This is a genomic window from Streptomyces sp. NPDC096048, assembly GCF_044763415.1.
Lineage (GTDB): Bacteria > Actinomycetota > Actinomycetes > Streptomycetales > Streptomycetaceae > Streptomyces.
The window spans coordinates 63474-87497 of record NZ_JBIWGG010000014.1; the positions used below are offsets into that span (position 1 = coordinate 63474).

The 24024-nt window shown below is 71.5% G+C and carries 25 protein-coding genes and 1 pseudogene; 12 read left to right on the plus strand and 14 right to left on the minus strand.

Annotated elements, in window-relative coordinates; genetic code table 11:
* Positions 1 to 6: 6 nt before the first annotated feature.
* Together paaB and paaA are read right to left on the minus strand one after the other, a co-directional pair.
* On the minus strand, positions 7 to 300 hold the full coding sequence (gene paaB, locus ACIQ6R_RS32425) for a 1,2-phenylacetyl-CoA epoxidase subunit PaaB (protein ID WP_404182535.1): 294 nt from the start codon (positions 298 to 300) through the stop codon (positions 7 to 9).
* Entirely contained in the window at positions 297 to 1274 is a 978-nt protein-coding gene (gene paaA / locus ACIQ6R_RS32430; protein ID WP_404182538.1) for a 1,2-phenylacetyl-CoA epoxidase subunit PaaA, read from the minus strand. Before paaA ends, paaB begins: the two co-directional genes overlap by 4 nt.
* A 226-nt stretch (positions 1275 to 1500) precedes the next feature.
* Here paaA and paaI point away from each other — a divergent pair, with 226 nt between their 5' ends.
* The 3 genes from paaI (at position 1501) to ACIQ6R_RS32445 (ending at position 4689) form a co-directional block, all read left to right on the plus strand.
* The gene (gene paaI, locus ACIQ6R_RS32435; protein WP_404182919.1) at positions 1501 to 1914 is read left to right on the plus strand and encodes a hydroxyphenylacetyl-CoA thioesterase PaaI; all 414 of its coding nucleotides are present in this window, start codon (positions 1501 to 1503) and stop codon (positions 1912 to 1914) included.
* Positions 1911 to 3257: a phenylacetate--CoA ligase PaaK gene (paaK, locus tag ACIQ6R_RS32440; RefSeq protein ID WP_404182541.1), complete on the plus strand. Its 1347-nt coding sequence runs from the start codon at positions 1911 to 1913 to the stop codon at positions 3255 to 3257. Before paaI ends, paaK begins: the two co-directional genes overlap by 4 nt.
* Before the next feature lie 133 nt (positions 3258 to 3390).
* Positions 3391 to 4689 (plus strand): flavin-containing monooxygenase, encoded by a 1299-nt coding sequence (locus ACIQ6R_RS32445; protein WP_404225271.1) that lies wholly within the window; start codon positions 3391 to 3393, stop codon positions 4687 to 4689.
* Between the two features lie 176 nt (positions 4690 to 4865).
* Here ACIQ6R_RS32445 and ACIQ6R_RS32450 read toward each other — a convergent pair whose 3' ends face one another.
* From ACIQ6R_RS32450 to ACIQ6R_RS32475, 6 genes are all read right to left on the minus strand, one after another.
* Positions 4866 to 5993: a tryptophan dimethylallyltransferase family protein gene (locus ACIQ6R_RS32450; protein WP_404182547.1), complete on the minus strand. Its 1128-nt coding sequence runs from the start codon at positions 5991 to 5993 to the stop codon at positions 4866 to 4868.
* Positions 5994 to 6200: 207 nt separating this feature from the next.
* Entirely contained in the window at positions 6201 to 7547 is a 1347-nt protein-coding gene (locus tag ACIQ6R_RS32455) for a cytochrome P450 (protein ID WP_404182550.1), read from the minus strand.
* Positions 7548 to 7562: 15 nt separating this feature from the next.
* On the minus strand, positions 7563 to 8156 hold the full coding sequence (locus tag ACIQ6R_RS32460) for a GTP-binding protein (RefSeq protein WP_404225272.1): 594 nt from the start codon (positions 8154 to 8156) through the stop codon (positions 7563 to 7565).
* The gene (locus tag ACIQ6R_RS32465; RefSeq protein WP_404182555.1) at positions 8131 to 8508 is read right to left on the minus strand and encodes a DUF742 domain-containing protein; all 378 of its coding nucleotides are present in this window, start codon (positions 8506 to 8508) and stop codon (positions 8131 to 8133) included. Before ACIQ6R_RS32465 ends, ACIQ6R_RS32460 begins: the two co-directional genes overlap by 26 nt.
* A complete protein-coding gene (locus tag ACIQ6R_RS32470) occupies positions 8505 to 8906 on the minus strand; it encodes a roadblock/LC7 domain-containing protein (protein WP_161164406.1) in 402 nt (133 codons plus the stop codon). Before ACIQ6R_RS32470 ends, ACIQ6R_RS32465 begins: the two co-directional genes overlap by 4 nt.
* Positions 8903 to 10075 (minus strand): ATP-binding protein, encoded by a 1173-nt coding sequence (locus ACIQ6R_RS32475; RefSeq protein WP_404182558.1) that lies wholly within the window; start codon positions 10073 to 10075, stop codon positions 8903 to 8905. The genes ACIQ6R_RS32470 and ACIQ6R_RS32475 overlap by 4 nt, the downstream gene beginning before the upstream one ends.
* Positions 10076 to 10405: 330 nt before the next feature.
* On the opposite strand from ACIQ6R_RS32475, the gene ACIQ6R_RS32480 reads away from it, so the two are divergent.
* The 5 genes from ACIQ6R_RS32480 to ACIQ6R_RS32500 all read left to right on the plus strand — a co-directional run bounded on the left by ACIQ6R_RS32480 (position 10406) and on the right by ACIQ6R_RS32500 (position 16169).
* Positions 10406 to 11158: a sulfite exporter TauE/SafE family protein gene (locus ACIQ6R_RS32480; protein WP_404225426.1), complete on the plus strand. Its 753-nt coding sequence runs from the start codon at positions 10406 to 10408 to the stop codon at positions 11156 to 11158.
* 188 nt (positions 11159 to 11346) lie between these two features.
* Complete coding sequence (locus ACIQ6R_RS32485; protein ID WP_404225274.1) at positions 11347 to 12756, plus strand: cytochrome P450; 1410 nt, start codon at positions 11347 to 11349, stop codon at positions 12754 to 12756.
* A gap of 167 nt (positions 12757 to 12923) precedes the next feature.
* Positions 12924 to 13652 (plus strand): S1 family peptidase, encoded by a 729-nt coding sequence (locus ACIQ6R_RS32490; protein WP_404182564.1) that lies wholly within the window; start codon positions 12924 to 12926, stop codon positions 13650 to 13652.
* 126 nt (positions 13653 to 13778) lie between these two features.
* Positions 13779 to 14615 (plus strand): ABC transporter ATP-binding protein, encoded by an 837-nt coding sequence (locus ACIQ6R_RS32495; protein WP_404225276.1) that lies wholly within the window; start codon positions 13779 to 13781, stop codon positions 14613 to 14615.
* A gap of 588 nt (positions 14616 to 15203) precedes the next feature.
* Positions 15204 to 16169, plus strand: coding sequence for a YihY/virulence factor BrkB family protein (locus ACIQ6R_RS32500; RefSeq protein ID WP_404225278.1), 966 nt, complete (start codon positions 15204 to 15206; stop codon positions 16167 to 16169).
* Between the two features lie 45 nt (positions 16170 to 16214).
* Here the strand turns inward: ACIQ6R_RS32500 and ACIQ6R_RS32505 are convergent, their stop codons facing one another.
* From ACIQ6R_RS32505 to ACIQ6R_RS32520, 4 genes and pseudogenes are all read right to left on the minus strand, one after another.
* A complete protein-coding gene (locus ACIQ6R_RS32505; protein ID WP_404225279.1) occupies positions 16215 to 17090 on the minus strand; it encodes an oxygenase MpaB family protein in 876 nt (291 codons plus the stop codon).
* Between the two features lie 80 nt (positions 17091 to 17170).
* Positions 17171 to 17536: a transglycosylase family protein gene (locus tag ACIQ6R_RS32510; RefSeq protein WP_404182576.1), complete on the minus strand. Its 366-nt coding sequence runs from the start codon at positions 17534 to 17536 to the stop codon at positions 17171 to 17173.
* A 271-nt stretch (positions 17537 to 17807) separates the two neighbouring features.
* Positions 17808 to 18138, minus strand: a pseudogene (locus ACIQ6R_RS32515) (MFS transporter); the annotation flags it as partial.
* An 88-nt stretch (positions 18139 to 18226) separates the two neighbouring features.
* Positions 18227 to 19156, minus strand: a complete 930-nt coding sequence (locus ACIQ6R_RS32520) for a dihydrodipicolinate synthase family protein (RefSeq protein WP_404182579.1) — start codon at positions 19154 to 19156, stop codon at positions 18227 to 18229.
* Between the two features lie 220 nt (positions 19157 to 19376).
* On the opposite strand from ACIQ6R_RS32520, the gene ACIQ6R_RS32525 reads away from it, so the two are divergent.
* Together ACIQ6R_RS32525 and ACIQ6R_RS32530 are read left to right on the plus strand one after the other, a co-directional pair.
* Positions 19377 to 19583, plus strand: coding sequence for a hypothetical protein (locus tag ACIQ6R_RS32525; protein ID WP_404225281.1), 207 nt, complete (start codon positions 19377 to 19379; stop codon positions 19581 to 19583).
* 98 nt (positions 19584 to 19681) lie between these two features.
* Positions 19682 to 20170 carry a DUF5949 family protein gene (locus tag ACIQ6R_RS32530; RefSeq protein WP_404225283.1) on the plus strand — a complete coding sequence of 163 codons (489 nt, stop codon included), beginning with the start codon at positions 19682 to 19684 and terminating at the stop codon, positions 20168 to 20170.
* Between the two features lie 86 nt (positions 20171 to 20256).
* Here the strand turns inward: ACIQ6R_RS32530 and ACIQ6R_RS32535 are convergent, their stop codons facing one another.
* Together ACIQ6R_RS32535 and ACIQ6R_RS32540 are read right to left on the minus strand one after the other, a co-directional pair.
* On the minus strand, positions 20257 to 20793 hold the full coding sequence (locus ACIQ6R_RS32535) for an isochorismatase family cysteine hydrolase (RefSeq protein WP_404182588.1): 537 nt from the start codon (positions 20791 to 20793) through the stop codon (positions 20257 to 20259).
* A gap of 75 nt (positions 20794 to 20868) precedes the next feature.
* On the minus strand, positions 20869 to 21693 hold the full coding sequence (locus ACIQ6R_RS32540) for a restriction endonuclease (protein WP_404225428.1): 825 nt from the start codon (positions 21691 to 21693) through the stop codon (positions 20869 to 20871).
* 143 nt (positions 21694 to 21836) lie between these two features.
* On the opposite strand from ACIQ6R_RS32540, the gene ACIQ6R_RS32545 reads away from it, so the two are divergent.
* Both ACIQ6R_RS32545 and ACIQ6R_RS32550 read left to right on the plus strand, forming a co-directional pair.
* The gene (locus ACIQ6R_RS32545; protein ID WP_404182591.1) at positions 21837 to 22907 is read left to right on the plus strand and encodes a nitrous oxide reductase family maturation protein NosD; all 1071 of its coding nucleotides are present in this window, start codon (positions 21837 to 21839) and stop codon (positions 22905 to 22907) included.
* 59 nt (positions 22908 to 22966) lie between these two features.
* A complete protein-coding gene (locus tag ACIQ6R_RS32550; RefSeq protein ID WP_404182594.1) occupies positions 22967 to 23995 on the plus strand; it encodes a methyltransferase in 1029 nt (342 codons plus the stop codon).
* The last annotated feature ends 29 nt before the right edge of the window (positions 23996 to 24024 follow it).

Here is a 24024-nt window from a genome sequence, read left to right on the forward strand (position 1 = left end):
CTGCTCCTAGATGTGGGGGACGTCGTCGGGGATGTCGTAGAAGGTCGGGTGACGGTAGACCTTGTCGGCGCTGGGGGCGAAGAAGGGGTCCTTCTCGTCGCGGGTGGAGGCGGCGATGTGCTCGGAGCGCACGACCCAGAGGCTCACGCCTTCGTTGCGCCGGGTGTAGAGGTCGCGGGCGTGGGTGAGGGCCATCGCGTCGTCGGCGGCGTGCAGCGAGCCGACGTGGACGTGGTTGAGGCCGCGCTTGCCGCGCACGAACACCTCGTACAGCGGCCAGCCCTGCTTGTCGGAGGTCATGCCGCCGTTCCCCTCTCCGTACGGGCCGCCTGCTTGGCCGCGTGGGCGGTGGCCGCCTCGCGCACCCAGGCGCCCTCCTCGTGGGCGGTCCGCCGCCGCTGGACCCGCTGCTCGTTGCACGGGCCGTCGCCCTTGATGACGCGCATCAGCTCGTCCCAGTCCGGGGTGCCGAAGTCGTGGTGCCCCGTCTCCTCGTTCCAGCGCAGGTCCGGGTCGGGCAGGGTGACGCCGAGCTTCTCGGCCTGCGGGACGGTCATGTCGACGAAGCGGCGGCGCAGCTCGTCGTTGCTGTGCCGCTTGATCTTCCAGGCCATCGACCGCGCGGAGTTGGGCGAGGCGTCGTCGGGCGGGCCGAACATCATCAGGGACGGCCACCACCAGCGGTCCACCGCGTCCTGGACCATCTCCCGCTGGGCGTCGGTGCCGCGCATCATGGTCATCAGCAGCTCGTAGCCCTGCCGCTGGTGGAAGGACTCCTCCTTGCAGATGCGCACCATCGCGCGCGCGTACGGCCCGTACGAGCTACGGCACAGCGGTACCTGGTTGCAGATCGCGGCGCCGTCCACGAACCAGCCGATCACGCCGACGTCGGCGAAGCTCAGCGTCGGGTAATTGAAGATCGATGAGTACTTCTGGCGCCCCTCGATCAGTCGCTCGGTGAGGTCGTCGCGGTCCGCGCCGAGGGTCTCGGCCGCCGAGTACAGGTACAGCCCGTGGCCGGCCTCGTCCTGGACCTTGGCGAACAGGATCGCCTTGCGGCGCAGCGACGGCGCGCGGGTGATCCACTCGCCCTCCGGCTGCATGCCGATGATCTCCGAGTGGGCGTGCTGGGCGATCTGCCGGACCAGCGTCTTCCGGTAGCCGTCCGGCATCCAGTCGCGCGGTTCGACGCGCTGGTCGTGCGCGATCGTCGCGTCGAAGTGCTCCTGCAGCCCGTCCGGGGGCGGCGCCTCGGCGGTGTGTGTCGTGGTCATCGTCACCAGCTTCCCAACCGACCATTCGTTCGGTATCAGTGTGACGTGTTTCCCGGTGCCGGGCAAGACCCGGGCCCTGGCCGGCCGCACTCTTGACAGGGCGGCCGCGCGGCTGGATTACTGGGCTCTGCCATGCACTAACCGAATGGTCGGTCGGGAGACAGGGTGGTGGGACCACGTGGTGGGAGAGGTGTCGCGGGCCACTGAGCCGACGCCCACGGAGGTGATGTTCTCCGCGGACGAGGCGTCCCGGCGACTGGGCATCGAGCTGGTCGAGCAAGGCGAGGGAAGCGCCGTACTCCGTATGACCGTGACCCCGGCGATGGTGAACGGACACGGGGTCGCCCACGGCGGTTACCTGTTCCTGCTCGCCGACACAGCCTTCGCCTGCGCGTGCAACAGTCACGGCCCGGTGACCGTGGCGGCGGGTGCCGACATCGTGTTCGTCGCACCGGCCCGCGAGGGCGACGTGCTCGTGGCGAGCGCCGAGGAACGCGCCAGGTTCGGCCGCAGCGGCGTCTACGACGTGACCGTGCGGCGCGCCGGAGAGGTGATCGCGGAGTTCCGCGGACGCAGCCGCAGCGTGCGGGACACTACGGCGCGCGAGACGCCGGGCACGACGACGAAGGAGTCGCGATGAGCAGCGAGCCGACGACCGGGGCGGCCCCGGCGCCCCGCCGGGGAGAGCCTCTCCCCCACGACCTGCTGGACGACGCCGAGCGGCTGTCCCGGGAGCAGCTGGGGGAACTGCAGCTCGACCGGCTGCGCACCACGCTGCGGCACGCCTACGAGAACGTGGAGCTGTACCGGAAGAAGTTCGACGCCGCCGGGGTGAAGCCCGAGGACTGCCGCAGCCTCGCGGACCTGTCCAGGTTCCCCTTCACCACCAAGGCCGACCTGCGGGACACCTACCCCTTCGGTATGTTCGCCGTCCCGATGGCCGACGTGCGGCGCGTGCACGCCTCCAGCGGCACCACCGGCCGTGCCACCGTCGTCGGTTACACGGAGGGCGACCTGTCCATGTGGGCGGACGTCATCGCCCGTTCGATCCGGGCCGCGGGCGGCCGTCCCGGCCACAAGGTGCACATCTCCTACGGCTACGGGCTGTTCACCGGAGGCCTCGGCGCGCACTACGGCGCCGAGCGCGCCGGATGCACGGTGATCCCGGCCTCCGGCGGCATGACGGCACGGCAGGTGCAGATCATCCAGGACTTCCGGCCCGAGATCATCATGGTCACCCCCTCCTACATGCTCACCCTGCTCGACGAGTTCGAGCGCCAGGGTGTCGATCCGCGCACCAGCTCCCTGAAGGTCGGCATCTTCGGTGCCGAGCCGTGGACCGAGGAGATGCGCCGCGAGATCGAGGAGCGCATGGACATCCACGCCGTCGACATATACGGGCTGTCCGAGGTGATCGGCCCCGGCGTGGCGCAGGAGTGCGTCGAGACCAAGGACGGGCTGCACGTGTGGGAGGACCACTTCTACCCCGAGGTGGTGGACCCGCTCACGGACGCCGTGCTGGCCGAGGACGAAGAGGGTGAGATCGTCTTCACCTCGCTCACCAAGGAGGCGCTCCCGGTCATCCGGTACCGTACGCGCGACCTGTCCCGGCTGCTGCCGGGCACCGCGCGGCCCGCCTTCCGCCGGATGCAGAAGGTCACCGGCCGCTGCGACGACATGATCATCCTGCGCGGGGTGAACGTCTTCCCCACGCAGATCGAGGAGATCGTGCTGCGCACGCCCGGCGTCGCCCCGCACTTCCAGATCCAGCTCACCGAGCGCGGCCGCATGGACCACATGACCGTGCGGGTCGAGGCCCGCCCCGACGCCGGTCCCGAGCGGCGCGCGGCCGCCGCCGGGGCGATCCGACAGGGCGTCAAGGACGGCGTGGGCGTCACCGTGGAGGTGGAGATCGTCGACCCGGAGACCTTGGAGCGCTCGCTCGGCAAGCTCCGCAGGGTGAGGGATCTGCGCCAGGCGTGACCGTCGGCCGCTTGAGGGGCGAAACGTGAGCACCGACACGTCTGTTCACGCCACGTAGCGGTGTGCCGAGGGATGCGGATGGGCAGTCAATGCGTGATCGGGGGAGGTTGAGTCCGTCCTGGGGGGAATATCCGTGCGTGTGTGTGTGATCGGTGCAGGTCTGTCGGGGTTGGCGGTGGCCCATGCCCTCAAGGAGCGTGGCATCGGTTTCGTCTGCCTGGAGAAGGCTGCCGACGTCGGCGGGATCTGGCGTCAGCCGGAGGCGGGCGAGCGGGGCCCCGGCTACCTGTCGCTGCACCTCAACACCGCCAAGCAGCTGACCGGTTACGCCGGCTTCCCGATGCCGGACTCGTATCCGCTCTACCCCCGGCACAGCCAGGTCGCCGCCTATCTGCGCGACTTCGCCGACCGGGCCGGCCTGCGCGACCACATCGAGCCGCGGACCGAGGTGGTGTCCGTGGCCCAGGACGCGGACGGCATGTGGACGGTGGTCAGCCGGGACGCGGCCGGTGCGATGGCGTCCCGACGGTTCGAGCAGGTGATCGTCGCGTCGGGACACCACACCGACCCCGCACTGCCGAACCCCCTTCCGGCAGGTTCCGAATCCTTCGCCGGAACGATTCTGCACTCCCTCGACTACCGCGACGGTGGCGACTTCGCAGGCCGGCGCGTCGTCGTGGTGGGCCTCGGCGCCTCGGCGGTGGACATCGCGGCGGACCTCTCCCGGCATGCCGCCGAGACCGTGCTCTCGGTGCGCCGGGGACTGCACATCGTGCCCAAGCAGCTGTACGGGAAGTCGCTCGACGAGATCGCCGAAGCACCGTGGTGGAACGACATGTCCTTCGCCGAGCGGCGCAAGTGGGCCGAGCAGGCCCTCCTCGTCGCGCGCGGCAGGCTGGCGGACTACGGCCTGCCCGAGCCCGACCATCCGCTCTTCTCCTCCGCCACGACCCTCTCGGACGAGATCCTCAGCCGGATCCGGCACGGCGCCGTGACCCCGAAGCCCGCGATCGCCTCCTTCGACGGCGACCGGGTCGTCTTCACCGACGGCACCCGGATGACGGCGGACGCGGTCGTGTACTGCACCGGCTTCCACATGACCTTCCCCTTCCTGCCCGCCGGTTGCCCGGTGGCGGCGGACGGCTCGGTCGAGCTGTACAGACGGGTGGTCCCGGCCGACCGGCCGGGCCTGTACTTCGTCGGACTCGTCCGTCCCGTGGGAGCGATCACCCGGCTGGTGGAGGCTCAGGCGCGGTGGGTGGCGCGGGTCATCGACGGCGAGGCCGAGCTGCCCGCGGCGGACGAGATGCGCGAGGAGATCGGCACGTACCTCGCCGGCATCGTCCAGCGCTACGGCCGGACCCGGGGCGCCTCGATCCAGGTCGACGTGGGCCCCTATCTGGCGGAGTTCCAGGAGTCGCTGCCCGTCTAGCCGTCCCGCCGGATGCCGTCACCGGCGCCCGGCCACCCCGACCACGACCAGGGCTCCCGGTGCGTTTCACCGGGAGCCCTGCGGTGTCCGGAGGGTCCGCCAGGGGGTGTCGTTCGGATCAGGCCGGCTCCGAGTGACGGCGCCTTGCAGCACGACCCCGGCAAGAGCCGAACGACCTAGGGCACCGCCACCGGGTGGCGGACGACCTCCACGACCGGCGGCCTGACCGCGTACGCCTCCGAGGAGAGGTAGGCCGTCACCCGCGGCGGGTGGTCCTGCTGGTGGGCCAGTGCCAGGTAGGCGATCAGCCCCACGCCGTCCTCGGGCCGCCGGTCGGTGATCGCGGCCAGGGCACGGACCAGCGCCGAGGCGTCCATGTCGTGGTGACGCAGCACGCTCGCCGCCCGTGTCAGGGCCTCCCCGTCGTGCCTGGCGTAGTCCCTGACCGGGATGTGCAGGGTGAAACCGCTCGGCCGGGCGGTGGCGGTGTCGGTGAAGGAGTGGCAGGACAGGCCGGGCCGCCTGCTGAGCCCGGTCACGTCGGGGCCGAGGCCCGCGGCCGTACGGAAGAATCCCTCGATCGCCGCTGGACCGGGTCCCGGGGACATCCGGGACAGCCGCCCGGCCTGGCCGGCCGTGAGGTCGTCGTGGCGCACGTAGACCTTCGCCCGGGGCTGCTCCCAGTCCCCCAGGTCCAGGGCGAGGAAGGGGTACCCGCTCCCCGGGGGCAGGTGGTCGAAGGCCTGCCGGTGGCCCAACCGGTGCAGCGCCTCGCGCACCGTCCCGGCGGAACGTTTCGCCCCGTTCGCGGCCGGGTTCAGATAGACCTTGACCTTGGGCACACCGCCCGGTCTCAGCTCCAGGGCGCACCACAGGGCCAGGGCTCCCCGCGGGAAGGGCGGAAGGAACAGGTCCGCGAGGTCGTCGAGCGGTCCGGTGGTGAAGTGCCAGCGCCGGGCCATCGCCCGGATCGCCTCGAGTCCGACGCGGCCGCCCTGGGCCAGGCTGTCTGCGCCGCAGCCCGGTTCCAGGAGCACCCGCAGAGCGGGAGCCGCGTCCGGCTGGAAGGAGAGCGAGAACTCCACCGGGGTGTGGTCGTCCGACAGGAACGTGCGGTTGGGGGGCGGGAGGTTCAGCGGTCGCTCGGCGACCGGGCCCAGCGAGTCGGTCAGGACATGGGCGTAGGTCTCGACGTCGGCCTCGGACAGGCCGGCGACCGCGCCGAGTCTTCGCAACTGACCGCTGGTGTGGGCGCCGAGCGTCGGTGCGCCCGGCAGGACCGCGTCCGTAGGGGCGGCGGTCACCGGCCCGTCCCCGGCCGGAGCCGCACAGCGAGATACCCGCCTGGAGAGGCGGGTATCCGGGGGTTCGGCGGCGGGAAAGCGGCGTTCGTGGATATGTGGTCCACGACACCTCCTTTTACTCGTAAGCAACTTGAATGCCGCGTTGCTCACTACCCGTGCCGTTACGCCTTCATGCGGAAGGGGCATGTTGGGAGGGTGTTGTGCATGTCACCGTGTGAGCCAGTTGAGGAACTGGCTCCACATACCGCTGCGTTCGGCCGGGCGGGGTTGGCTCGCCGCCTTCTCCTGCTCCGCCCCGGCGCCCGCCCGCGGGTCACCGCGCCGCCCGGACCGCACCGGGGTGAAACGGGCCGGGAGGGTGGCCAGGGCCCGGTTGAAGGGACCCGGACGCCACGTCAGGCTGTCCTCGGGGACGGCCAGTTCGACATCGGGCAGTTCGTTGAACAGATGCTCGATGGCGGTGACCGTGATGTGCCGGGCCGGTTCCTTGGACGGGCAGGCGTGCGGGCCCGCGCTCCAGGCCAGGTGCGCGCGGTTGCTCCCGGCCTGGCGCGAGGCCTTCAGGGCCGGGCCGGTGTTGGCCGCGGCGAAGCTGACCAGGACCAGGTCGCCCGCCTGCAACTGCTGTCCGGCGAGTTCCGTGTCGGCGGCCGGGTAGTGCGGCGCGTAGTTCGACATCGGCGGGTTCTCCCACAGGGTGTCGTCGAGGGCCTCGTCGATCAGGCCGCCCTCGCGCGCGTACCGCTCGTGGGTGAGGAGCCGGTGCAGGGTGTTGCCGATGAGGTTGCGCAGCGGCTCGGCGCCCGCGCCCAGCAGCAGGGCGAGCTGGTGGACCATCTCCTCGTCGGTCAGCCGGGCCTCGTGCCGCATCAGCCAGGAGGTGACGTCGTCACCGGGCTTGCTCCGCTTGAGCGCGACCAGCTCCCCCACCGCCTGGAAGAGCACCGCGGTGGCCTTGTCGGCGTTGACGCCGTCGAACATGCCGGAGATGCCGAACAGCACCCGGTCTCCGATGTCGGCGGGGCAGCCGAAGAGTTCGTTGAACACGAACAGCGGCAGCTGCTTGGCGTAGTCGCCGAGCAGGTCGGCCGAGCCGCGGCCGCCGAACTGGGAGATGAGGTAGCCGGAGATCTGCTCGGTGCTCCGGCTCAGCCGGCGGGTGTCCACCTTCGCCATGCTGTCGGTGACCGCCTGGCGCAGGCGCAGGTGGTCGGCGCCGTCGGCGAACATGCAGTTGGGCCGGTAGGCGAGCAGCGGTGCGACGGGGCTGTCCGGGCCCACCTTGCCCTCGTTGAAGGCCCGCCAGCGACGCGCGTCCTTACGGAAGGACCCGGAGTCCTGCAGCAGTTGGAGCGCCGCCGCGTAGTCCGTGACCAGCGTCGCCTCGACCCCCGGGGCCAGTTCGACGGGCGCGGCGGCCCCGTAGTGGCGCAGGTACTCGTAGTACGCCTGTGGGTCGGCGGCGAACTCCGGCCCGTGCAGCGGCACCCGGGCGCCTGAGCCGTGGGCCGGGCACCCGGGCGGCGGCACCGGGGCGGTGTCGTGGGCGTTCATGTCTGCTCCCAGTTCCTAGCGGGTGCGGTCCAGCAAGTAGCGGACGAGGGTGGTCAGTGCGGCGGCCGAGGACTTCTCGTCGCGGGCGTCGCAGGTGACGACGGGGGTGTCGTCGAGCAGGTCCAGTGCCTCGCGCAGCGCCCGCTCGTCGCGCGGTGGCGCGCCGTCGAAGTGGTTGACGGCGATGGCGTAGTCGAGTCCGTAGTGCTCGATGAGGTCGATCACGGGGAAGGAGTCGGCCAGCCGCTCGGGGTCGACCAGTACCAGGGCGCCGAGCGCGCCGCGGGCCATGTCCTCCCACATCTGCACGAAGCGCTGCTGACCGGGCGTGCCGAACAGGTAGAGCACGACGCGGTCGCTGATGGTGAGGCGGCCGAAGTCCATGGCGACCGTGGTGGTGGTCTTGCCCTGGACCCCCTTGAGATCGTCGACCGCCTCGGCGGCCTGCGTCATCGTCTCCTCGGTGGACAGCGGCTCGATCTCGGAGATGGAGCCGATGAGGGTGGTCTTGCCCACCGCGAAGTGCCCGACGACGAGGATCTTCACCGCGGTCTGGGTCGCTCCGCCGCGTACGTAGTCCCGCTCATCCAAACTTGGCGCGGAGCCCATTGAGCACCTCCTCCAGGATCTCCCGGTCGGCCAGGCGCGCGGGGGCCACCGGCGGGCGGGTCATGACGTAGCCGCCTTCCATGAGGGATGCCAGCAGGATCCGCACCACACCCAGCGGGAAATGGGTGTGTCCGGCGATCTCGGCGACCGAGAGGTAGCCGGCGGAGCAGAGGTCCAGCAGGCTCTGCTCCTCGGGGGACAGCCGGGTCGGCCGCCGCGCGTCCTCGGCGGAGGCGGTGACCAGGGTGATGAGGGAGAGGTGCTCCTCGTCGGGCAGGCCGCGGCCCTTGGTGATGACGTACGGCCGTACTAATTCGGCGGCCTCCGGCTCCCAGCCGTCGCGGCCGGTCATGAGCGGGCGCCGAGGTTCTCGCGCGGCGGTGTCGTCAGCCGCTTGCCGAGCTGGGCGACGAGCTGCTGCATCCGGAAGGTGATGTCCGCCATGTCGACCTCCGGTGAGGCGGAGACGCCGAGGTAGGCGCCCTCGCCGGCGGATATCAGGAACACCCAGCCGCCGTCGAACTCGACCAGCGTCTGCCGCCACGCCTGGTGCGGGTCCTCACAGAAGAAGGCGAGGGTGCGGCTGAGCGACTGCACACCGCTCATCGCGGCGGCGACCCGGTCCGCGTCGTCCTTGTCGAAGTCCTGTGTCCGGGCCATCAACAGGCCGTCGGCGGAGATCAGGACCGCGTGCAGGGCCCCGGGAATCTCCAGGGCGCTGTCGAGCATCCATGACAGATCGTCGTTCACGAGTCCTCATGTCCTTCTCTGCTTGCACCAGGTGTTCTGCTCGTCCGGTCCGTGTCGTCCGGCCGGGTGACGCGGCCGGTCTGCGTGCCCCGCTGGAAGGCACCCATGATCTGTGCCTGCTCGGAGTCGGAGCGGCCCGCCCCGCGCGGGGCGGAGGAGCTGCCGGGCACGATGGCCATCGGGCGCTTGCGGCGCCGACGGGGCAGACCGTCGTCGGTCTGGGACGTGGGGAGCGCGGTCTCCGGTCCGCCGTCGGGGCCGGGCCGGGCAGCGCCACGGGCGGCTGGGGCGGGTGCCTTCCTCTCCGGCATGGCGGTGAGCAGTTCGTGCGGCAACAGGACCACCGCGCGTACACCTCCGTAGGGGGAGGAGGAGTCCACCGACACCTCGAAGCCGAAACGCTCGCACAGCAGGCCGATGACCGCGAAGCCGAACTGGGGTGGATTGCCGAGCCCCGCCACGCCCGAGGCACGCTCGGTGGCGAGCAGTTTGTCGGCGCGGGCGCGTTCCTCGTCGCTCATGCCGACACCGGCGTCGTCGACGACGACGCAGATGCCCTTGGGCACGGTCCGGATGTTGATCTCGACGACGGTGTCCGGGCTGGAGTAGCTGGTGGCGTTGTCCAACAACTCGGCGAGGGCCAGGGCGACGGGTTCGACGGCCCGGCTGGTGATGCCGAAGTCGACCTGGGAGAGGATCTCCACCCGGCGGAAGTGCCGGATCCGGCCCTGGGCGCTGCGCACCACGTCGTACACCGAGGCGGTGTCGCGCCGGCCGCCGAGCCAGCCGTCGCACAGGACCGCGATGGACTGGGCGCGCCGGCCGAACTGCGAGTTGGTGTGGTCGATCTCCAGGAGGTCCTGCAGAAGCGCCGAGTCGCCGTACTTGTTCTGCAGCCGGGAGAGCACCAGTTGCTGTTCGGCGGCGAGGCCCTGCAAGGTCCGCATGGCCGATTTCAGGACGGTCTTCGTCTCGTCCTCGGCCCGCTCCTGAGCCGCCTGCACGGACTTCCCGTAATCGTTCTCCAGCTCCGTGTAATGCTCCCTGAGCCCCTGGACCTGCTGCCGCAGAGCTCGCGCCGCCCTGCGCTGGCGGCTGATGAACGCGGCGGCGGCGACGAGGGCGACGAGAAGGACCCAGAGCAATGGGTTCCCTATGTATTCCGTCATAAGACTCTCTTCAGGCGACTGACGGCCGGATTGCTGCATTCCCGTCTACGCGGGCGGCCCGGTGGACTGCCCGCACCGGGTTGCTGCCCGGGCTGTCCCTGAAGTCGGGGATGCCGTCTCTCACCCATCCGCCCGCTCCGCAAACGCGGTGATCGTATCACCGCGTGATCAGGTGAATTTCCGTCAAGAAGTGTCCGGTCAGGACCGGTTGGGACCGGCTCCTGTCTCGTCTTCGGCGATGGGTACAGTCGGCCCCGTGAAAGATGCACAAGGCACCTTCCGGCCGCTCCAGGGCCCGGCGCGGGAGCGCACGGCGTGACGCCGGAGGCCATGGCCGCGGTGTTCGCCGCGGGCATCGGAGCCGGCGCCATCAACAGCGTCGTCGGCTCCGGAACGCTGATCACCTTTCCCGTACTGCTGGCCACGGGGCTCTCCCCCGTCACCGCCACGGTCTCCAACGCGCTCGGCCTCATCCCCGGCTCCGTCAGCGGCGCCATCGGCTACCGCAAGGAGCTGGCCGGCCAGCGTCGGCGCATCCTGAAACTGGGCTTCGGGGCACTGATCGGCGGCCTCGCGGGCGCCACCCTGCTGCTCGCCCTGCCGGCCGACGCGTTCGAGACGATCGTGCCGGTCCTGGTGGGTCTGGCTCTGGTACTGGTGGCCCTCCAGCCCCGGATCGGCAGGCTGGTGCAGCGCCGCCGCGCCCGCACCGGCGCCCGGCCACGCCGTGACGGCGGCCCGCTCCTGTTCACCGGTCTGACGCTCGCCAGCGTCTACGGCGGCTACTTCACCGCCGCCCAGGGGATCATCTACCTGTCCCTGATGGGCATGCTCCTCGACGAGCCCCTGCAACGCCTCAACGCCGCCAAGAACGTCCTGGCCGCCATCGTCAACACCGTCGCCGCGCTCTTCTTCCTCTTCGCCGCGGACTTCGACTGGACCGCCGTCGCGCTCATCGCGGCCGGCTCGGCCCTCGGCGGATACCTCGGAGCCAAGGTCGGGCGCCGCTTCAGCCCGCTCGTCCTGCGGATGGTGGTCGTGTCGGTCGGCACCGTCGCCCTGGTGCAGCTGCTGCTCCGCTGACCCGGGCGGGCGGCCCGAGGCCGCCGATCGCTCCGAGGCGCGGCACTCCGAGGCGCGACGCTCCGAGGCTCCGCCAAAAGCGGAGCCTGCCCCACCACTTGTCCTCCCACACCGTGTTCGCGTCGGCCGGGCACGTGGCATACACCACGCCGTCGCGCGGATTGCCCCCGGGAACGATCGGGGAAGCCATGGGGGCGCCCAAGATCGACTCGAAGGGACGCACCCTCGTGACGCTCGTAGCGCCTCCCCCCATACCCAGGGCAGCGGGCTCGCTGCCGCTTCTGGGTCACGCGATACAGCTCCTGCGCGACAACCTCGGCTTCATCGCCTCCCTGCGCGCCTCCTACGGACCCCTCGTCGAGATAACCCTCCAGCCCGGCACCCGCACACTGGTCGTCCAGGACCCCGACCTCATCCGCACCATGCTGACCGACCTCGGACCGAGCCTCGACAAGGGACGGTTCTTCGAGAAGATGGGCCAGTTGCTGGGCGACTCCGTCGTCACCGCGGCCGGCCAGGTCCACGTCCGCAAGCGACGCCAGCTCCAACCGGCCTTCGCCCGCGACCGGATCGCCCGTTACGTCGACACCATGCGCGGTGAGACCGAGGCCGCCGTCGACGGCTGGGCCCCGGGCCGCAGACTCGACGTGCGCGAGGCCATGGTCGGGCTCAGCCTGAACATGCTCGCCAAGACCGTGTTCTCCGGCAGCCTCGACGACGCCACGTTCCGCCGGCTGCGCGCGGACCTCTCGGTGGTGATGAACGGAGTCGGCGCCCGGGTCATGCTGCCCGACTGGGTCGAGCGCCTGCCGCTGCCCGTCAACCGCCGCTTCACCGCCGCACGCGACGCCGTTCGGGCCACCATCGACCGGGCCGTCACCGACCTCCAGGCTTCCGGCCACGACACCGGCGACATGCTCTCCCTGCTCCTGCGCACCACCGACGAGGAGACCGGCCGGCCGCTGACCGGCCACCAGATCTCCTCCGAGATCCTCACCCTGGCCGTGGCGGGCACCGAGACCACCGCCTCGGTGCTGTCCTGGGTGCTGTACGAACTCGCCCGGAATCCCGGTGCGCAGGCGCGGGTGCTGGACGAACTCGACGAGGTGCTCGGCGACCGGCCGGTCACCTTCGACGACCTCGGCCGGCTGCCGTACCTGAGGCGGGTCGTCGACGAGACCCTGCGGCTGCACCACACCGGGTGGCTGGTCACCCGCCGCACCGTCGCCGAGACCCGGCTCGGTCCGTGGACCGTGCCCGCCGGGACCGAACTCGCCTACTGCCAGCACGCGCTCCACCGCGACCCCGAACTCTTCCGGGATCCGTTGAGCTTCGACCCCGACCGCTGGCTGGACAGCGGCCAGTCCCGGCCCACGCACGCGTTCCTGCCCTTCGGCGCGGGCAAGCACAAGTGCATCGGCGACCGGTTCGCCCTCACCGAACTCGTCACCGCCATCGCCACGATCACCCGGCGGGTGCGGCTGGAACTCGCTCCCGGTCAGACGGTGCGACCCGTCGCCGCGGCCACCGTGCGGCCCCGGACCCTGCTGATGAGCGTGCACGACAGAAGGCACTCACCGGCCCCGCCCGCCGGCTGAACCGACACACCGGGCCGGCCGGCAGGCTCCGCCGGCCGGCCCGGGCCCGCCATAACGGCGCGTTATGGGAAGTCGGGATTGGTGGCCCCGCAACCGCGCCGGACATGCTGAGCGGCACCCCACACATCAACACGCGCCCCCACGCGTGTCGTCGGAATCGAGGAGCCTTGCGCATATCCAGACTCGTCCCCACCTTGATGGCCGCCCTCATGGCAGCCCTGCTGTCGGCTCTCGCGCTCGCGCCCACCGCCTCCGCGGCGGAGCCCCGGCCCGGTGACGGCGGCCCCCAGCCGATCATCGGCGGCGGCTACGCACAGAACGCCCCCTGGGCGGCCCGACTGTTCTCCAACGGAAGCCAGACCTGCTCCTCGACCATCATCTCCCCCACCTGGATCCTGACCGCCAAGCACTGCGTGAGCGGCGGAAACCTCTCCTTCCGCATCGGCAGCCTCGACCAGAGCTCCGGCGGCACCGTGGCCAACGGCGTCCAGACCGTCACCCATTCCTCGTCGGACCTCGCGCTGGTCCGGCTCGACCGCTCCGTCTCCGCCTCCTACGCACAGCTCGGGCAGCCGGGCACGGTGCGGGTCGGCCAGGGCGTGCAGGTCTACGGCTGGGGCGCCACCTCCCGGTGCGGCTCGGAGATCAACTGCCAGTCGCGGTACCTGAAGGTCGCCAACCTGACCGTCACCCGCGGGTGCTACGACGCCTACTACGGTCAGGCGATCTGCGCCCGCCCCGGTGACGGCATCACCGCGGGCGGCGACTCCGGCGGCCCGATGATGGCCGCCGGCGTCCAGGTGGGCGTCGCCTCGACCAGCGACCGGCAGACCACCACCGCGTACACGAACGTGACCGCCTACCGCTCGTGGATCCAGTCGGTGGCGGGCGTCTGACACCTTTCCGCTCTCCGCCGTGGAGCGGGCCGGGCCGTCCAGGAAACGGACGGCCCGGCAGGCGCGTGGTGGATGCATCTACCGTGCACCGTGAACGATCGGTGTCCCGCGCGAAGGAGCTCCGGTATGGCCGGGCAGACAGACACGTCACGGGTGGACGAGCACGGGGCGGCCGTCCTGCGGCTTCGGGACGTGAGCGTCCGACGCCACACGACGGACCAGCTGATCCTCGACGGGGTCGACTGGACGGTCCGGCCGGGAGAGCACTGGGCCCTGCTGGGAGCCAACGGCGCCGGGAAGACCACCCTGCTGCGGCTGCTCGGCGCGCTCATGCACCCCACGACCGGCACGGTCGAGGTCCTCGGCAGCCGGCTCGGCCGGGTGGACGTCCGTGAGCTGCGGGCACGCATCGGCCAGGTCGGTTCCGCCCAGCGGGTGCCGCAGGACCTCACCGCCCACGCGGTCGTACTCACCGGCCACAGCGGCACCGTGCAGCCCCTGTGGCGGACGTACGACGACGAGGTCCGGCTCCGGGCCCACGACCTCCTCGTCGAACTCGGCGTCAAGGAACTGGCCGACCGGCCGTACGGTGTCTGCTCGGGCGGGCAGCGGGCGCGCATCCTCATCGCCAGGGCGCTGATGGCCGACCCGGCCCTGCTGCTCCTGGACGAGCCGTTCAACGCCCTGGACCTGCCGTCCCGCGAGGATCTCGTCGAGGCCATGCACCAACTGGCCGAGGGACGGCGGCAACTGGCCACCGTGACGGTCACCCACCATCTGGAGGAGTTGTTCCCGGCCGTCAGCCACGGCCTGCTGCTGCGGGAGGGCCGGGTCCTGTCCCAGGGGGCCGTGGACGGTGTCCTGACCGACTCCCTCCTGACCGCCTGTTTCGGCCGCGACGTCACGGTGTCCAGGCGCGACGGCCGCTGGTCGGCCTACTCCGGCGGCCGAGGTCACGCCTAGCGGCAGGCAGGACCGGTACGCCGTTCCACGGCTGCCGGGTTCGGCTCGGCCCCCGTGTATCCACACGTATGCGACACGGGGTTCCGTGAACGCGGCCGCCGTCCCAGGATCCCTGCGGGGACGCACGGGACTGGCCCGAGGCGCCGGCGCCGCTCGGCCCCTCGGTCCCGGTTTCCGTCGCCGGGGCGGTGCTCCTCAGCTGTGGGTTCCTCGGTGTGCGGATGAGTGAACACGCTGCCGAACCGGCCCGCCTCCACGAACTCGCCGCCCGGGACAAGGGCCAGGCGGACGCGTAGCCCCTCCCGCGGGGCAAGCGGTGCGAAGGCGGCCCCGGACGCATCGGCACTGGACGTCCGGGACCGCCGTCGGCTCCCCCGCCGGGGGAACTGCCCGACCGCCGGCCGGTGAAAACGGGCGGCGGGGGTGGAGGGCACGAGTGCGCGCCCACGGGTTACCCCGGTCAACACGGTGATGCCGTCGGGGTGCGACGTCCTCCCGACCGCGCTGCCGGCTCGTTCACGGGGCATGCGCACGGGTGGAGGACCTCCGCCCCGCCCGTCCCGCCCCGACACGAGGAGCAGCCGCATCGTGGGAACCGCCGTCCACGTCCCGCAGACCCGGGACATGCTCGGAGACGAACTCTCCGGCGACGAAGCCCTGACCGCCCTGCGCCGGTACGGCGGACTGCGGCTGCTGACCGACTCCTTCACCCGGTTCCGCTACGCGGACGGCTTCACCAACGCGCGGGCCCTCGCCTTCCAGGTGGTGATCGGCCTGGTCCCGTTCACCATCGTGCTCGTCGGCCTGGCCACGTCGGTGCACACCGAGGGCGTGGGCCGGGTCATCGAGCTCACCCTCGGCCGGATCGTGCCGGGCGCCAGCGCGGACGTGGTGGAGAAGGCGTTCGAGGGCACCCGGCGCAGCGCCGACAGCGACGCGTGGAGCACGCTCGCGCTGTGGCTGGGCCTGGCGTTCGCCGTACTGAACCTCGCTTCGGCCATGGGCCAGATCGAGCGGGGCGCCAACCGCATCTACGGCATCGAGCGCGACCGCCCCTTCCCCCGCAAGTACGCGAGGGCGCTGGTGCTCGCGCTCACCGCGGGCCTGCCCATGGTGCTGGGGTTCCTCGTGCTCGTCGCCGGCGAGGCCGTCGGGGACGCCGTGGCCCGCTCCGTCGGCGACCGGGACGGCGGCACCGGGTGGTGGGACGTGCTGGAGGTGCCGGCGGGGCTGTTGCTGGCCTGGGTCGCCTCGGCGGTGATCCTGCGCTGGTCGCCCCGCCGCGATCAGCCCGGCTACACCTGGCTGGCCTTCGGCTCGGCGGTCCACCTCGTGCTGTGGGTCTCGGCGACCTGGCTGCTCGCGCTGTACGTCGGGCACAGCGGCGCCTTCGGTGCCGTCTACGGTCCGCTGACCGCCTTCATCGCGCTGCTGCTGTGGGCGAACCTCACCGCCGTGGCCCTCTTCCTCGGCATCGCGTTCGCCGCGCAACTGGAAGCGGCCCGGGCCGGCATGCGTACACCGGTGCGGCCGGATCCCGGGCCGGGGGCCTGACGGTCGGGCCGGTGACCTTCCCGCGGCCTGACCCGCCGCACGGTTCTAGGCCGGATCGCGGGGCGGGGCCAGTGCCCAGCGGATCCCCGCGGTCACGGCCACGCCGAGCGGGCGTACGCACACGCCCTCGGCCGGGGGAACGCGCGGCAGCCACAGGGCGCGCGAGGCCCAGCCCGGCAGGAGCGAGACCGCGTTGGCGGCGATGACCGCGTACGGGAGGCGTGCGAGCAGCGGCACGGGCAGATTGAGCAGCAGGAACCGCGCGGTGCTCCGCGCCTCGCCGGTCGCGCGCAGTTCGCCGCGGTAGGCGGCCAGCCGCTCCGTGAGTCCGGCGCGGTCCACGGGCGGGTCCGGGACGCCGAGCGCGGTGGCGATGCGCGCCGCGTCGGCCACGTACGCGTCGCACTCGTCGTCGTCGAGGGGCCGGGCGCCGTAGCGCTGGTGGGCGCGCAGGAAGCTGTCGACCTCGGCGACGTGCACCCAGCACAGCAGGTGCGGATCCGCGGCGGCGTAGGCCTGCCCCTCGGAGGTGGTCCCGCGCACGCTGTCGTGGACGGCCCGCACCCGCTCGCAGGCCTCCCGCGCGCTGTCGGCCGGTCCGTAGGTGGTGACGGCCAGGAAGGTGCTGGTCCGCTGCAGCCGCCCCCAGGGGTCGCCGCGGAATCCGGAGTGCGCGGCGACGGCTGCCATGGCCAGGGGGTGGAGGGACTGGAGCAGCAGGGCGGTCAGGCCCCCGATGAACATCGAGGCGTCCCCGTGCACCCGCCTGATCGGCCGCTCCGGCCCGAACCAGCGTGGGCCCGGTGTGTCGTGGATGCGGGCACTGTTTCCGGGCCCCTCCGGCCCCGCCACCCTGGAGAAGATCATGTCGCCGAGCCATGCGCGCGGGTCGGGACGGCTGTTCCCGGGGAGAAGTCCCATGGCTGCCGAGCCCTCCTTCACCCTGGTGCGGACGGGCGGCTCACATGACTACTTCTGCCCGGGTCCGCCGGGCGGGAACGTCAGGCGCAGCCCCAGGCCGACATTCCCTGAAGACGGGCGAGGCGCTTGGCCACGGCGATCTGCTCCCCGCGGGTGGCGAGATCGGCGCGCGGGGCGTACTTGAGACCACCGGCCGCGATCCAGCTCGACCGCGCGAACTGCAGGCCGCCGTAGTAACCGTTGCCGGTGTTCGCCTTCCAGTTGCCGCCGGACTCGCATGCGGCGATGGCGTCCCAGTCGGTGCGCGGGGGGACCGACGGCGAGGCCGCCGCTTCGGTGGCCGTACCCAGTGCGGTCGCGGCGAACAGGACCACCACGGCGGTCCGGATCCTGCGCCCCTGCGAACTGCGCACGTCGCTCTTATGAGCATTTCGTCTACAGATCATACAGAGACTGTTACACCACGTGACGACGAGGTGCCGCGCCGACCCGCCGCTCCCCTACGCCGGTCGGAGTACGCGATCCACCCCGGACGCGGCCCGTCGCTGACCTGCGCGGGGGTGAAGCCGAACGCGATCGGGCAGGACGCCTCGACGGCCGAGAGGACGGGCACCGCCCCGGCGCCGAGCGGGTGAACACCGCGAAGAGCGAGCCGGTGGCGACGACGGCGAGCACCGGGTTGGCCGTGTCCCGGCACCACGTGCTCGTAGGGAGCCCGTAGGTGGCGCTGGCGCTGTGCTCGCCGGCCCTACCCATGCCGATCAGCGGTCGGGCGGTGAACAGGCTGGTGCAGTCCCAGGCGAAGCCGCGGGCGAAGGTGCCGTTCGCGTACAGCAGGGTGCCTGCCACCATGGCTTTCTTGCGGCAGAAGCGGTCGCCGAGCACGCCGAGCACGGCGCCGCCGAGCCGGCGGGTGATGAAGGCCCCGGACGAAGTCGAAGCCGTCGAGGAGGGAACCGATCCAGGTGGCGAAGAACGACTTCCACTTCTCCCTGGAGATCTCGCGGTACCAGGGCAGGGCGGTCGGGGTGGTGCGCGCGGACGGCATGACGGATCCACTGCGGGTGGGGGGGACGCGCGTCGGACTGGAGGGGCGGGGCCGGGGCGGGTCGGTCTCCCCCGGCCGGGCCCCGGTGTCACAGGAGGCCGGCCTCGGCAAGCCGGCCGCGGATCCGGGCCAGGGCCGGCTCGTCGAGCGGTACCTGCGGTGCCGCGGTGGCCGCGCAGGCGATGTGGCCGAGCAGATGGGCGGCGGCCTTGAAGGCGCCGAGCGCGGCGGAGCTGGGCCCCATCAGCGCCGGGTCGCCCGCCTCGGTGAGGGCGAACAGGAGGGCGAGCCGGTCCTGCTCGGCCCTGGCGGCGGCCCAGTCGCCGGCGCGGGCGGCCTCGTAGAGCCGTACGTAGCCGTGGGCGTCGACGTTGCCCAGGCCGGGCACCACTCCGTCGGCGCCCGCGAGCAGCGCGCAGTCGACGGTGAGTTCGGAGCCGGTGAGCACCGAGAAACGGGGTGCGTGCCGGCGCAGTTCGACCAGGAGGCGGCGCAGGGAGCCCTCGTCGCCGCTGGAGTCCTTGAGCCCGGCGAGGGTGCCGTCGCCGGCCAGGTCGAGCACCACGTCGCGGGGCAGCTTGGTGTGCACGGCGACCGGGATGTCGTAGGCGAACAGCGGCAGGTCGGCGCCCGCGCGGAGCCGCCGGAAATGGCCGGCGATCTCGACGGGGTGCGTGCGGGTGTAGAAGGGCGCCGTGGCCACCAGTGCGTCGGCACCTGCCCGCACGGCGTCGGCCGCCCGGTCCAGGACCCGGGCCGTGGTCGTGTCGATGATCCCGGCGAGCACGGGGACGCGGCCCGCCGCGGTGTCCACGGCCGTCTCCAGGGCGGTCAGCCGCTGGGCGTCCGTGAGGTAGGCGGCCTCGCCGCTGGACCCCAGCAGGAACAGGCCGTGCACACCGGCCGCGATCAGGTGCTCGGTGAGCCGGCGCACCGAGGCGGTGTCCACCTCCCCCGCCGGGGTTAGGGGGGTGATGACCGGGGGGACGACGCCTCGCAGCGGCGCGGGGAAGGGCATGCGGTACTCCAGGTCGTGCTGTTTCCGCCCCGGACGGTGCGGTCGGCACCTCGCCTCCCACCCGATGAGCGCGGGACGTAGGACGTCCTACGTCCTGGGGGAGTGACACACGGCAGCGCGGGGGCTGTCAAGGTCGAGAGGGGCCGGCACATGCGATCGGTCGCCGCGGACGCCGAGGAGAAGCTCAAGGAACTGATCGTCGATCAGGGACCCGGCCCTGGTGCCGACGATGCACACGGAGGTGCACGAGGCGGGCGAGATCGCGGCCCGGACCGACCGCGCCTTCCACCGGATGCTCCACCGTTCGCTCGCCGACGAACCGCTCAGCGCACGCGTCGACGCCGTCCGGGCGGGTGACGCGGAGACCGCGGAGACGGCCGTGCACCGGCCTTTCGACGACATCCGCAGCCGGCTGTCGCGGCACTGAGCGCGCACACCCCTCGTTCGTGTGAAGAAACGCGACACCGTCCGCCAGTCGGGTGAGAGCCGGGCGGGTGTGCCCCGGCGCGCCCTTACGGTTTCGCGGTGACCTCGATCTCAACTGACACGCGCCCCCTGCGAACCGCCGAGCTCGGCACGCTCGTCATCATGTCCTGGAGCCGTGAGACCCCCGACGGCGACGTCCCCTTCCTCCTCGCCTGCTCCCTCGGCGACGGCGAGGGCGGCCCGGAGGCGTCACCGGCGGCCGTCGAACGGCTGTTGCGGCACTCCGGGCTCTCCGTGGGCGATCGCGTCCTCGACGCGACGCGCCTGCCGAATCTGCCGGTCAGCCTGCTGGTCGTACCGGGCGCGGCGGCGCTCACCATGCCGGGTGTCAACGCGCAGTTCGTGCCCACGCCTCAGTGGCGGACGGCTGTCGACAAACGCGGGTACTCCTGCCTGATCTTCACCACGCGTCCCTGGTCCGGCGGCGAGCCCGGCGACGGCGAGGCGGTCGCCGCCTTCGCCAACGACAAGGAGACGCTCACGTCGGCCGCTCAGGTCATCGTGCCCGCGCGCAGCCTCCGGAGCTGACGGGGCGGCAGCGGCGGGCCCACCGGTCAGCGGGGGTGCGGGCATGCCGTCGGCGCAGGGCCGGGTGCCCGCGTCGGCGGATCGCCTCACGTCCACAACTCGCCGCTGTCGCACAGCCGGGCCCCCATGTTCCGCTCCATCATGCGCAGCGCGGCATCCGCGAGGTCGGCGTGGATGTGGGCGACCGCGTCGCGCGGAACGATGACCTGCAGGTGGCGGATGTGGGCGTCGAGCGCCGAGTAGAGCACACACTGCTCGGTCACCTGCCCGCACAGCACGAGCCGGTCGATCCCCTGCTGGTGGAGCAGATAGGTCAACGGGGTCTCGTAGAAGATCGAGTGGCGTGCCTTGACCACGAAGAGTGATGCGTCGTCGGGACGCAGTGGCTCGACGAGGCGGGCGTGCGGTCCCTTGAGGGCCTTGTCGAGGATCTCACCGTGGTGCGAACGCCACTCGCCGAAGTTGTCGTTGACGTAGATCACGGGGACGCCCTGCCGCCGCGCCCGCTCCAGCAGGCCGGTCTGCGCCGGCAGCACGGATTCCACGGCGGGGATCAGCGAGTCGGCGTCCTCGTGATCGTAGGTGTTGATCATGTCGATGACGATCAGCGCGGTATTGCCCATGCTGCCCAGGTTGCCACTGAGCGGCGGAAAATCCGCCCTTCCCTGGCCGACGGCGGGGCGGGAGGACACCGAAGATCACCGGGAGTACCGGTTCGGGGGTTCCGGCGCTTCCTCCACGAGGTCGCTCAGCGCCCAGGGCCCCGGCACCAGTCCCTCGCTCCAGTCGCGCAGTTGATCCTCGTTCATGCAGAGTATTCCGCAGTGTTCGGCGTACTCGGTGGCCGGAGCGGTGAAGTCGCTGCTGGTGACGAGTATCGCGACGTCGGCTTCGTGGACGGTGAAGCAGGTACCGCCGAAGCGTTGGAGGTCCTGGGAGCCGACCTTGTTCTCGTCGCCGTAGTGTTTGCACTGGATGACGACGCGGCGGCCGTCGGGAGCCACCGCCACCACATCCGCGCCGAGGTCGCCCGCTCCGCCCACGACCTCCACCTCCGTGCAGCCGTCCCGTACGCAGAGGTCGGCTATCGCCTGCTCGAACTCGTAGGGGGTGAGCTGCTCGTAGTCGACGACCACCTCCGTGGCGGGCTCCCCACGGTCCATGACCGCCTCCATGGCGGGCTCCTCGACGGGGTGCGCCTCCCCAGTCGGCGCGGCCGTCGGCGTCTCCAGTGCGTCGAGGGCGGTGGCCGTGGCCGCCTCCAGGGCTCCCGTGGTCCGGCGGGCCAGCCTCCTCGGGGAGAATCTGGCTCTCCTGCGCACACAGACGATGCCCGCCACTCCCCCGAGCACCAGGACGACGGCCCAGGCGGGACGCCGCTCCGCGACGTCGAGCGCCATCCGCACGAGCCATCCCACGACGATCAGGGCGACGGCGGCGATCCCGAAGAACACGGCCGTCGCGCGGAGGTCGAAGCGGCGTCCGGGGCGTCGCGGGCGTATGCGGCGTTCAGGCACGGTCACGTTGGTCATTCCTCCCTGCGGCCGACATGAAGATCACTTACGCCCGTCTGCCCGCGAACCACCGGTTCACCGTCGGTTCATGACACGCCGTCGGATGGCTCATCCCTCCCGTGTGAGAATCTTTCGGGCTTAACGTGCGGAATATGAAGAAATGCCATGTCGTGTACCTGGTGTGCACCGCAGCGATGATCGGAACGGGGCTCGGTGCGGCTCCGGCGTCCGCCGGCCACATGACCCACGTGGTCCACCCCGGCGAATCGATCCAGAAGGCAGTGGACGCTGCCGGCCCCGGCGACACCGTTCTCGTCACCCCCGGCACGTACCACGAGAGCGTCAAGGTGAGCACGGCCGGGCTCACCCTGCGCGGCCTGGGCCGCGGCGCGGTCATCAAGCCGAGCACGCAGAAGGCCACCGACAACACCTGTGCCGAGGGCGGCAACGGCATCTGCGTGATCGGGACGAAGGACGAGAACGTCAAGGGCGTCACCGTCGCCAACCTGACCGTGACCGGCTTCAAGCGCACCGGCCTGTTCTCGATGGCCACCGACGGGCTCACCGTGCGGAACGTGACGGCGGTGAAGAACGGCGTCTGGGGCATCGCCCAGGAGCGGTCGATCCACGGCACCTTCCGGGACAACACCGCCCGCGACAACGGTGACGCCGGTATCTTCCTCGCCAACACCATCAAGGCCGAGGAAGGCGCCGCGGACACCCAGGGCACGGTCGTCGAGCACAACCGGGTCGAGGGCAACCGGATCGGCGTCACCGTCCGGCGCCTGCGCAACCTCGCCGTCGCGGACAACTACATCGGCGGCAACTGCGCCGGCGTGTTCGTCGTCGGCGACGAGAACAAGCCCAAGGCCGGCGACCTGGTCGTGCGCGACAACTACGTCGTGCGCAACAACAAGTCCTGTCCGAAGACCGACCGGCTGGAGGCGCTCCAGGGTTCGGGCATCGTGCTGACCGGCGTCGAGAAGGTCCTGGTCGCCGACAACACGGTCGAGGGCAACGCCGGCAAGTCGTCGATGTCGGGCGGCGTCGTCCTGGCCAAGAGCGTGGTGGGCACCGGCAACTCGAAGAACGAGGTCACCGGCAACAGGCTGCGCGACAACTCCCCCGCCGACCTCGTCCAGGCCGAGACCGGGGACACCGCCAAGACCAACACCTTCGAAGGCAACACCTGCGGGGCCTCCAAGCCCGCGGGGCTGTGCTGACCGGCCGGCCGTAGCCACCCATGGAACGAAGTGGACCGAAGTAGGAAGGAAAGCGGCACATGACGACCGCACAGACTGCCCCACCCCCGCCCATGCGGCTGAGGGAGCTCGTGTTCGGGGCGGCATGTGCCGCCGCCCTCCGCGCGGCCGCCCGGCTCGGCGTCGCCGACGCACTCGGCGACACCCCCATGGCCGTGGAGGATCTCGCGGCCGCGGTGAAGACCGAACCCAGGCCGCTGCGCCGGCTGCTGCGCGCCCTGACCTGCTACGGCGTCTTCGCCGAGCGGAAGGACGGAACCTTCGCGCACACCGACATGTCGCTGCTGCTGCGCGAGGACGACCCGCACAGCCTGCGCTACATCACGCTGTGGTGCACCGAGCCGTGGACCTGGGACGCGTGGCCCCAGCTCGACGAGGCGGTGCGTACCGGCCACAACGTCGTCGAGGGCCTGTACGGCAAGGAGTTCTTCACCTACCTCAACGAGGACGCTCCCGAGTCGGCCGAGGTCTTCAACCGCGCCATGACCACGTCCAGCCGGCAGTCCGCGCAGGACGTCGCGGCGCTCCTCGACCTGTCGGGGAGCACGTCGGTCGCGGACATCGGCGGTGGCCAGGGGCACGTGGTGGCGAGCCTGCTGGAGAAGTACCCGTCGATGCGGGGCACCCTGCTCGACCTGCCACGAGTGGTGGAGAACGCCGACCCGCGGCTGCGCGAGGGCGGATCGCTCGCGGACCGGGTGCGGATCGTGCCGGGCGACTGCCGGGTGGCCGTCCCCGTCCAGGCCGATGTCTACATCATCAAGAACATCCTGGAGTGGGACGACGACAGCACCGCCCGTGCCCTGCGCAACGTCATGGCGGCGGGCGGGCCCGGGGCCAGGGTCGTGGTCATCGAGAACCTCGTCGACGACACGCCCTCGATGCGGTTCAGCACCGCCATGGACCTGCTGCTGCTCCTCAACGTCGGCGGCGCCAAGCACACCACCGACAGCATGGTCGGCCGGCTGACCGACGCGGGCCTCGTCATCGACGACATCCGTCCGGTCAACCCCTACCTGCACGCGTTCGACTGCACCGTGCCCGAGTGAGCTGACCGGGAGACGCGGCACGTCGGCCG

Coding starts and splice junctions, on each gene's coding strand:
- ACIQ6R_RS32550 (WP_404182594.1), top strand. CDS start 22,967: ATGACGACCGCACAGACTGCCCCACCCCCGCCCATGCGGCTGAGGGAG.
- ACIQ6R_RS32510 (WP_404182576.1), bottom strand. CDS start 17,536: ATGATCTGTAGACGAAATGCTCATAAGAGCGACGTGCGCAGTTCGCAG.
- ACIQ6R_RS32520 (WP_404182579.1), bottom strand. CDS start 19,156: ATGCCCTTCCCCGCGCCGCTGCGAGGCGTCGTCCCCCCGGTCATCACC.
- ACIQ6R_RS32475 (WP_404182558.1), bottom strand. CDS start 10,075: ATGACGGAATACATAGGGAACCCATTGCTCTGGGTCCTTCTCGTCGCC.
- ACIQ6R_RS32460 (WP_404225272.1), bottom strand. CDS start 8,156: ATGGGCTCCGCGCCAAGTTTGGATGAGCGGGACTACGTACGCGGCGGA.
- ACIQ6R_RS32535 (WP_404182588.1), bottom strand. CDS start 20,793: ATGGGCAATACCGCGCTGATCGTCATCGACATGATCAACACCTACGAT.
- ACIQ6R_RS32455 (WP_404182550.1), bottom strand. CDS start 7,547: ATGAACGCCCACGACACCGCCCCGGTGCCGCCGCCCGGGTGCCCGGCC.
- paaA (WP_404182538.1), bottom strand. CDS start 1,274: ATGACCACGACACACACCGCCGAGGCGCCGCCCCCGGACGGGCTGCAG.
- paaB (WP_404182535.1), bottom strand. CDS start 300: ATGACCTCCGACAAGCAGGGCTGGCCGCTGTACGAGGTGTTCGTGCGC.
- ACIQ6R_RS32505 (WP_404225279.1), bottom strand. CDS start 17,090: ATGGGACTTCTCCCCGGGAACAGCCGTCCCGACCCGCGCGCATGGCTC.
- ACIQ6R_RS32495 (WP_404225276.1), top strand. CDS start 13,779: ATGGCCGGGCAGACAGACACGTCACGGGTGGACGAGCACGGGGCGGCC.
- ACIQ6R_RS32485 (WP_404225274.1), top strand. CDS start 11,347: ATGGGGGCGCCCAAGATCGACTCGAAGGGACGCACCCTCGTGACGCTC.
- ACIQ6R_RS32465 (WP_404182555.1), bottom strand. CDS start 8,508: ATGACCGGCCGCGACGGCTGGGAGCCGGAGGCCGCCGAATTAGTACGG.
- ACIQ6R_RS32480 (WP_404225426.1), top strand. CDS start 10,406: ATGGCCGCGGTGTTCGCCGCGGGCATCGGAGCCGGCGCCATCAACAGC.
- ACIQ6R_RS32545 (WP_404182591.1), top strand. CDS start 21,837: ATGAAGAAATGCCATGTCGTGTACCTGGTGTGCACCGCAGCGATGATC.
- paaI (WP_404182919.1), top strand. CDS start 1,501: ATGTTCTCCGCGGACGAGGCGTCCCGGCGACTGGGCATCGAGCTGGTC.
- paaK (WP_404182541.1), top strand. CDS start 1,911: ATGAGCAGCGAGCCGACGACCGGGGCGGCCCCGGCGCCCCGCCGGGGA.